This window comes from Corynebacterium sp. UMB10321 (genome assembly GCF_030228725.1).
GTDB classification, from domain to species: Bacteria; Actinomycetota; Actinomycetes; order Mycobacteriales; family Mycobacteriaceae; genus Corynebacterium; species Corynebacterium pseudogenitalium.
Genome location: NZ_JASOZC010000017.1, coordinates 1 through 8,899 on the forward strand (window position 1 = coordinate 1; position 8,899 = coordinate 8,899).

Annotated in this window: 7 protein-coding genes and 1 tRNA gene; 3 read left to right on the forward strand and 5 right to left on the reverse strand. The window is 57.4% G+C overall.

Features of this window, described 5'->3' with window-relative positions; genetic code table 11:
• From pulA to pgm, 5 genes are all read right to left on the reverse strand, one after another.
• On the reverse strand, nt 1-3,023 hold a 3,023-nt coding region (gene pulA / locus QP752_RS11070; RefSeq protein ID WP_284805519.1), incomplete at its 3' end, for a type I pullulanase.
• A 309-nt stretch (nt 3,024-3,332) separates the two neighbouring features.
• Nucleotides 3,333-3,405 (reverse strand) — tRNA-Ala (locus QP752_RS11075).
• An 85-nt stretch (nt 3,406-3,490) separates the two neighbouring features.
• On the reverse strand, nt 3,491-4,219 hold the full coding sequence (locus QP752_RS11080; protein WP_284805520.1) for a thioredoxin domain-containing protein: 729 nt from the start codon (nt 4,217-4,219) through the stop codon (nt 3,491-3,493).
• A gap of 53 nt (nt 4,220-4,272) precedes the next feature.
• Entirely contained in the window at nt 4,273-4,743 is a 471-nt protein-coding gene (locus QP752_RS11085) for a MauE/DoxX family redox-associated membrane protein (RefSeq protein WP_070478260.1), read from the reverse strand.
• Nucleotides 4,744-4,754: 11 nt separating this feature from the next.
• Nucleotides 4,755-6,410: a phosphoglucomutase (alpha-D-glucose-1,6-bisphosphate-dependent) gene (pgm, locus tag QP752_RS11090; RefSeq protein WP_284805521.1), complete on the reverse strand. Its 1,656-nt coding sequence runs from the start codon at nt 6,408-6,410 to the stop codon at nt 4,755-4,757.
• Between the two features lie 169 nt (nt 6,411-6,579).
• Between pgm and QP752_RS11095 the strand changes: the two genes are divergently transcribed.
• Genes QP752_RS11095 through QP752_RS11105 form a run of 3 tightly spaced genes read left to right on the forward strand, consistent with a single transcriptional unit; the run spans nt 6,580 to nt 8,741 of the window.
• Nucleotides 6,580-7,998: a sodium:alanine symporter family protein gene (locus tag QP752_RS11095; protein ID WP_070478264.1), complete on the forward strand. Its 1,419-nt coding sequence runs from the start codon at nt 6,580-6,582 to the stop codon at nt 7,996-7,998.
• A 21-nt stretch (nt 7,999-8,019) separates the two neighbouring features.
• On the forward strand, nt 8,020-8,391 hold the full coding sequence (locus tag QP752_RS11100; protein WP_284805522.1) for a CrcB family protein: 372 nt from the start codon (nt 8,020-8,022) through the stop codon (nt 8,389-8,391).
• Complete coding sequence (locus tag QP752_RS11105) at nt 8,391-8,741, forward strand: CrcB family protein (protein WP_284805523.1); 351 nt, start codon at nt 8,391-8,393, stop codon at nt 8,739-8,741. Before QP752_RS11100 ends, QP752_RS11105 begins: the two co-directional genes overlap by 1 nt.
• Nucleotides 8,742-8,899 lie beyond the last annotated feature (158 nt).

The window sequence follows — 8,899 nt, forward strand, 5'->3', positions numbered from 1 at the left end:
TTCACCGTCGTCGTAGGCTCCGGCTTCACCGTCGTCGGCTCCGGTTTCACGGTCGCGCTCGGCTTCACGCTCGGCTCTGGGTTGGCAGTCGTACTCGGCTCCTCGCTCGTCGTCGGCTCCGGCGACGGCTCAGGCTCAGGGGCCTCTCGCAGCAGCATGATGCTCAACGGCGGAACAGCAACTTCTCCGTCCGAGGAAAGAGCCTGCGGTTCGTCGTAAACGTCCATCCCCTGAATCATCACTTCGTACTCGCCGGCAGGCAGTGGGGCCTGCCATGGTTCGTCTGCAGCGTTTACGTACACAAAGGCATCAACATCCCCGGCAAATGCACCCTTCACGGTGTAGCCCACGTGGTTCGTGTTGATGCTGTCTGCTCCCGCAGTGATTTCATGAGTGTACTTGTTGTTGATCGCCTCATAGCTCGGCAAGCGCATGAAATCGTACTGCTTACGGAACGCGTTCAGGTCGCGGAAGAACTGAACTTCCTTTGCGAACTGTGCCGCCCTGTCATAGTCGAATTCGTTGACTGCGTCGGGCGACTTATACGAGTTATGATCGCCCGACTTTGTGCGCAGGAACTCTTGCCCCGCGTGAATGAACACTGCACCGTTCGCCAAGTACTGCGTGGCGGTACCCAGCGTGTGCCGCTTTGCGATCTCTCCATCAGAGGCGTGCGGCATGCTGCCCTTGAGCTTGTCAAACATCGTGTAGTTGTCGTGGGCCTCGTTGTACACCACGGACTGCTCCGGGCCGAGGTAGTCCCGCACGTGCTGGGCACCCTTAATGTTGTTCAGCAAGTCCCACGAGCGGTGTTCCTGGTTCGCTCCGTTGATGAAGCCGGTGTGCGTCAGCTCGAAGTTGTCGCCCTTGACGGTGTCGCGGTACTGATCGTTGAAGAAAGCAATGCCAGGCAGTTTGTCGGCGTTCTTCTGGTTCGCACCAAGTACGCCGGCTGGATGGTTCCCCATCTCCCAGCCTTCACCGAGGATAACGATCGACGGATCAATCTCGTTGAGTGCTTCGCGTACGGCGTTCATCGTCTCAACGTCATGGATCCCCATAAGGTCGAAACGGAACCCATCGATTCCATAGTTCTTTGCCCAGTACGTCACAGAGTCGACGATGTACTTGCGCATCATCAGTTGCTCTGAAGCAGTTTCATTGCCGACGCCGGTCCCGTCAAAGAAGTTACAGTTCGAATCCATCCGGAAGAAGTAGTTGGGAACCGTCTGCTGCAGTGGCGAGTTTTCCGGGGTGTATACGTGGTTGTACACCACGTCCATAATGACCCGAATATCGTTGTCGTGCAGCGTTGAGATCATGGACTTCAGCTCCACAATCCGCGCGGTTGGGTCCTGGGGGTCCGTCGAATAGGAGCCCTCAGGAACGTTGTAATTCTGTGGGTCGTAGCCCCAGTTGTACTGTGCATTAAACGACAAGTCACCGGTCTCGTCCACGGACCCAAAGTCGTAAATCGGCAGCAACTGCACATGGGTGACGCCGAGGGACTTCAAGTAATCCAAGCCGGACAGGTTACCCGCCTGCGTCTTGGTCCCGGCTTCGGCCAGGCCCAGGAACTTCCCCTTGTTTGTGATGCCGTTGTCAGGCCCGATGGTCAGGTCACGCACATGCGCCTCGTAAATGATGGCGTCGCGCATCGAAGAAAACGGTGCCATCCGCTTGCCGTCCCAGTTGTTTGGGGCTGTCTTCTCCGCATCGATAACTACGGTGCGTGTTCCATTTGCAGTCACTGCCCGCGCGTACGGGTCAATTGCTTCGTTGACTGTTCCGTTTTCAAACGTGAGCCGGTAGCGGTACTCCAAGCCCTGCTTGTCACCATCGAGGGTGAGTTCCCAGGTTCCGCGCTCACCCCGCTTCATCGGAGTCGCAGCAGCATCGTCAGAGTAGTTTACGAATTCTACCGACTTTGCCGTTGGTGCCCAGACCCTAAACGTGGTCTTATCCGGGCTGTAGATCGCACCGAGCTCGCCGTCGTAAAAATACTTCTCGTTAAACTCTTTCGAGTGCAACGCAGAGCACTTGTTCTCAGGCGCCGGTGGCACGTCGTCCTTGGAGTAATAAATCGTGGAATCACCCTCAACTAGCCAGATCTCGGCTTTTCCATCCGGGAAGTCCGAAACATAAAGGTCATCAGGACTATTTTTCGACGCCCACTCATTACCAGGATCCGAGCGCCGCACTACAAGACCAACTTTCTCGATCCCCTTGGGGTTTTCGTGCGTGATGGTAGCAGTGTGATCATCCGTGAAATCTACCCTATGCCCGTCCTCATCCGGCAACCAGGTCCACACATTCCAGTTTTCGTAGTTATTATCGTGCCGCACATAGTGCACGGTGAGCGAAACCTTCGTTGACAACCCATTCGGTTCCTCTGCAGGAGTGAACTCGTAGCTGCTGTCGGCATCAATAGTTATATGCCCCGTGGTGGGGATATCGCGCAGGTCCTTCGATTGCCACGCCCACTCCTGCTCGGCAGTCGAGCGACGCACAATCAAGTTGACCTTGTCGTGCCCAGCAACGGACGGGATTTCTGCAGTAAGCTGCCCAGCCCCATTCTTTCCAGTAAAGGGAACTGACGTTCCGTCATTCTCTCCGTACCAAACCCAAAGGTTGTACTCGCTTTCTGAGACAGCAGGATCAGGGGTGAAGCTCACCTGCAATGCGCACTGCGCTCCAGTACGGAACGGCCCATCGGGCTTATAGCTGAAGGAGCATGCGTCTGCCTTTGCATACACCGAGTTACCGGTCTGTACGCCTTCAAAGACTGCGGACTCCCATATGCGGTTTTCCTGCTCGCCCTGCTGGAGCGAAAGGGTATCTGTACGATACACCTGGAAATTTAAGGGGTGTTCTTTCGTTGCGACAGTCGCGTACAGGTCGCCATTAGGCAAGACACTTGAGAACATCTGCCGCTGCTTGTTGTCGCCCTGCGCCCAGTAATCCACACGGTAGGTGGTAAGCGGCTTTTCAACCGCAGGATCCGGGGTGAAGGTCAGGTACATTACATCAGTGTTTTGGAGGGCTCGCGCTACCGGCGCAGTACCTCCCGTAAACACCAATAGGAATGTCAGCAAGAACCCCAAGATGCTCTTATATGTTGGTGATTTCATTGGCCCTCCTAGACCAAAACAGCATCAAGATGAAAAATATGACCATTCCTTAAGTTAGCACGACCTAGAGACTCTTCAATCACTTTAAGTATGGTTAGTAATCTGCATCACACCCTTAATCGGGGGACCAGTTACCTTTCATAACAACAAAAAAGCTCCCCACCGGTTTTGTAATCAAACCAATGGGGAGCTGTCCTCTTGTGGAGCTAACGGGATTCGAACCCGTGACCCCCACACTGCCAGTGTGGTGCGCTACCAACTGCGCCATAGCCCCTTGAACTCTTACGAGCTTTCATCACCATACACGTGAAGAGAGCCTGGCCACAAATCATGCAGCCAGGCCCCACGCGGACATACAGTTAGCTGTTTGCGACGGTATCGACCCAGTTGTTGATCTCGCCTTCAACGTCCTTGCCGTCAACCATGACGCGCGGAGTCCCCGCCTCACCGCCGCGCTCTTGCTGCAACTTCAAGTTGCCGTTCGACATTGCGCGCGCCGCATCGTAATAGGTCTTATCGCGGATGTCCTGTACCGCCTTGTCGCTCGCGCCGTAGTCGCGGGCCAGGTCAGCGAGGTCGTCGTCGGTCACCTTCGAGTACACGTCCTTCTGATTCACCATCAGGTGGTCGCGGAGGTTCATCATCGCCGCCGGCTCATCATTAGCGACGAGTGCCAGCTCCGCAGCCAGCCCCATCGTGGAGTGACCGTTGGTCAGGCCATCGAGCGTCACCATCGGGCGCAGCTCGACCTCAATCTTGCCCTCACGCAGCTTCTCGAACATCTGCTCATCCGTCGCTACCGCCAGATCTGCACAGTGTGGGCACGAAAAGTCCTCGTAGAGCTCTGCCATCGGGGCGTCGTCGACACCTTCGGCTGCGAGACGAATGAAGTGGTCGTCCTCGTTCCAGCTCACAGTGATGCCAGTAGTGTCAATCATGTTCTCGGCCATGGCGGCCTCGCGGCCCTTCTTTCCGTTGACGAAAATCAGGCCGATCACGAGCGCCGCGATCGCGATCACTGCAACGATTGCCCAGATGAACCCTGCACCGTTCTTCTCGTTCGGGTTCTTCACCTTACGGGTAGTCACGTATTTACTCCTTGACGTTGGAAATTGCCCAACAGCTTAATCGCTGGATGAGGCTATGGATAAATCGCAAACTTCTTGTACGGCACATAAATCATGAACAAGGTCGCCGCGATCAAGACAAAGTCACGCAGGATCGTCTCGATGAGGTTCGTGCCTTCATCCGATGGCTGCGGGCCAAAGCATCCACAGTCGATGACCAGCCCTCGCGACCACGCTGAGTACATCCCGATGATGAATAGCACCAAAACAACGATTGACACCCAGCCGCTTTCACGCAACTTGATGCCCGCCAACAGGAACAGGCCACCGGCAAGCTCCAGCGGACCAATCCACTGCGCCAAAATATTCGACCACTCATGGGTGAAAATCTCGTACGCAATGATGTTTTGCGTCACTTCCATATGGGCGCCAATCTTGGTCCACCCGGCGACAATCCACACAGCCGCCAGCCCAAATCGCGCCGCAGCCGACGCGATTTCCAGCAGCTTGCCTCTTGCCTGTTTGGTCTCGTGTGTCTCAGTCACGATTGGCCATTCTATCCGAGCACCTGCGCAACAAGCTCTTTCGCAGCCTGCTGCACCTGCGCCAAATGCTCCTTGCCCTTGAAACTCTCGGCGTAAATCTTGTACTTGTCCTCCGTGCCCGATGGTCGCGCCGCGAACCAGGCGTTTTCCGTGGTGACCTTCAGGCCGCCAATCGGTGCACCGTTGCCCGGTGCCTCGGTCAGTTTCGCGGTGATCGGTTCACCAGCAAGCTCGGTCGCCGTGACCTGCTCCGGTGACAGCGCCTTCAGCGTCGCCTTCTGCTCGCGGTTCGCCGGGGCATCAATACGAGCGTATGCCGGGGAGCCGAACTTCTCAGCGAGCTCAGCGTAGCGTTGCGACGGCGTCTTCCCCGTCACAGCTGTAATCTCCGCCGCGAGCAAATCCAGAATCAGGCCGTCCTTATCAGTCGACCACACCGTGCCATCCTTCCGCAGGAAGGACGCACCCGCGGATTCTTCGCCGCCGAAGCCAACGGTGCCGTCGATAAGCCCTGGCACGAACCACTTAAAGCCAACCGGGACCTCTACAAGCTTGCGCCCGAGCGATGCCACTACACGGTCAATCATCGACGAGGACACCAGCGTCTTGCCAACTGCGGTGTTGTCCGCCCAGCCCTCGCGATGCGAGAACAGGTACTCAATCGCGACGGCGAGGTAATGGTTCGGGTTCATCAGGCCGGCGTCCGGCGTGACGATCCCGTGGCGGTCCGAGTCAGCGTCGTTGCCGGTAGCGATGTCATACTTGTCACGATTGTGCACCAGCGACGCCATCGAGTCCGGCGAGGAGCAATCCATGCGAATCTTGCCATCAGTGTCGAGCGTCATGAAACGCCAGGTCGGATCGACCTCCGGGTTCACCACGGTCATATTCAGGCCGTGCTTCTCAGCGATTGCACCCCAATAATCGACGCTCGCTCCGCCCATCGGATCTGCGCCGATGCTCAGACCGGATTCACGAATCGCCGCAATGTCGACGACGTTCGGCAAGTCATTGATGTAGTTATTCAGGTAGTCGTAGCGCTGCGCACGCTCATCGAGCACACCAGACGCCGCGGAGCGCTTCACGCCCTCCAAACCGTTTGCGATGTACTCGTTCGCCCGCTTCGCAATCCAGTCAGTCGCGTCCGTGTCAGCCGGACCACCCGACGGCGGGTTGTACTTAAACCCACCATCACGAGGAGGGTTGTGCGACGGCGTAATCACAATGCCGTCCGCACGCTTCGGATCAGTACCCGTGACCCCGCCAGAAAGCTTCGCGTTGTGCGACAAGATTGCGTGCGACACCGCCGGAGTCGGTGTGTAACGCCCAGCGGCGTCAACAAGCACCTCAACCCCATTGCCAAACAGCACCTCAAGCGCGGAGACCATCGCCGGCTCAGACAACGCGTGCGTATCGCGCCCGATGAAGACCGGACCGCCAATCTTTTGCTCACGACGGTAGTCGACGATCGCCTGCGTGGTCGCCAGAATATGCGCCTCATTAAACGCGTTATCCAGCGAAGAACCACGGTGACCAGAGGTACCAAACACCACCTGCTGGTCAGGATTGTGCGGGTCTACATCACGGGTGTAGTAAGCAGTCACCAACGACGCGATATCGATCAAATCTTCCGGGCGGGCAATCTGGCCAGCACGTTCATGAGCCATACGACAACATCCTTTCGAATACGTTCACACCCATCTTTCCCTCTTTTGGAAACTTCCGCCAGAAAAATCGTACAAACCGTGTACACACGGGAGGTTATGTGTCTATTATCTCAATCACGTTATCGGGAGAAAGGTAACCTGGCCCACACACTATTGCGAAAGGATCACGATGGCTGCGCAACTCAACGAAACCCTCGGTACGATCGCCTCGTTCGTCTGGGGCCCATTCCTGCTCATCCCGCTGCTGCTCGGCACGGGCCTCTTCCTGACCGTCCGAATGGGTGGCATCCAGTTCCGCACGCTCGGTCGCGCGACCCGCCACGCGTTCGTCGATAAGAATGAAGAAGGCTCCGGCGACATCAGCAACTACCAGGCCTTAACGACGGCCCTCGCCGCAACAGTCGGCACCGGCAACATCGTCGGCGTAGCCACCGCGATCTCGATCGGTGGCCCGGGCTCCCTGCTCTGGATCTGGGTCACAGGCATCGTCGGCATGGCGTCGAAATACTCCGAGGCCTACCTCGGCGTCCGCTTCCGCACCACCGACGACAAAGGACGCCAACAAGGAGGACCACACGAGTACCTCCGCCGCGGAATCCCAGGCCCGCTGGGGTCCGTGCTCGCGGTCGCATTCATGCTCTTTACTATCTTCGCATCTTTCGGCATCGGTAACCTCACCCAGGGCAACTCCATCGCTGCAGGCATGCAGGAAGCGTTCGGCATCGAACCTACTGTCTCCGGCATCCTGATCTTCATTGGCGTCGGCGCAGCCATCTTGGGTGGTATCGAAGGCATCGGCAAGATCACCGCAGCATTCGTCCCCCTGATGATTGTTCTCTACGTCGGTGGCGGCATCGTCGCACTCGCTTTGATGGCAGACCAGATCCCTGCCGCTATCTCTCTCATCTTCCACGACGCGTTCACCGGCTCAGCCGCGACCGGTGGCTTCGTCGGCTCCACCATCATGATGGCAATCCAGTTCGGTGTTGCCCGCGGCATCTTCTCCAACGAGTCTGGCATGGGCTCTGCAGCAATCGCCGCTGCGGCAGCGAAGACCCAGCACCCCACCCGCCAGGCACTAGTATCCATGACCCAGACGTTCATTGACACCCTGATCGTTGTTACCATCACCGGGCTTGTCATCGTAACCTCCGGGACCTGGGACATGGGACGCGACGAGGCAGCAGTCATGACCGCACGCGGCTTCTCGACGGTCCTGCCAGGCACCTGGGGCGGCGACATCGTCTCCGTTTCCCTCATCTTCTTCGCATTCTCTACGATCCTGGGCTGGTCCTACTACGGCGAACGCGCCGCAACCGCCCTCTTCGGCCAGTGGGCTTCATTGCCATACAAGATGTTCTTTACCGCCGTAGCGTTCCTCGGCGCCACCACGCACCTCGAACTCGTATGGACGTTCTCCGACCTGGCGAACGGCCTCATGGCAATCCCGAATCTCATCGGCCTACTGCTGCTTTCCGGGCTCGTCGCCCGTGAGACTCGCGAGTACCTCAAATTCGATCCGAAGCTTCGCCGTAGCCCCGAGGAGGTTGCAGTATTTGTAAAGCAGCAAGGCATGAATTGGGAGTAAGCGCACTAGTAGACTTCTGGTGTGCAATTACAAAACATTGAGTCGAATGAGCCCCTCGCAGTAGGCGTCGGAGCTGGCACGGGAGCACTTACACGCTACGTGCTTACAGCGGGACTCCTTGCGGTGCTGCCTGCAGCACCGCATTACGCTTTTCTGGTCACGCTTGGCATCAACGTCTTGGGCAGCTACGCAATGGGTTACTTCCGACCAGGCCCATTACTCGGCACAGGTTTCCTCGGAGGCTTCACGACGTTCTCCGCTCTCACCGTCGCCGCAGCGCAAACGACTGCAATCACTGCGTTCATCTACGTACTCTCCAGTGTTGTCTTCTGCATCGCTGGCTGGTGGGCTGGCAACGCCATGCGTGAGTGCAAGGAGGCAGGTGATCGATAGTGTTTATTGACCCAATTGCCATCCCTGCAGTGTTCTTTGGCGGCGCGTTAGGCGGCGCCACACGGTGGTGGATTAGTTCCGCCCTCCCACCGCGCAAGGGCACCTTCACGGCCAACGCTGCCGCATCCATGGTCCTCGGCTTTACAGTCGCGATGGCGCCGATGTGGGCAGTGTTCATTGGAACGGGATTTGCTGGTGCGCTCTCTACATGGTCAACGCTCGCCAAAGAAGCAGGAATGCTGCTCAAAGAGCGCAGGTACGCACCATGCGCAAAGTATCTGCTGTGGACGCTCGCCGTCGGCGTTGCATTCGCAGGGCTAGGCGTTATGCGCGGTAACGCGGCATTTTAGACGATACAAAGCGCTGCAAATACCTTTTGTGTGGTGTCTCTGTTGGCCAGAATCGGTCACCACCCACACACAACCATCCTTGTTGTTTGTTGTGGGGGTGCACAAAAAAGAGTGTGGTGGGTACCACCACCCCCAACAACGGGAATAATGGAACCCAC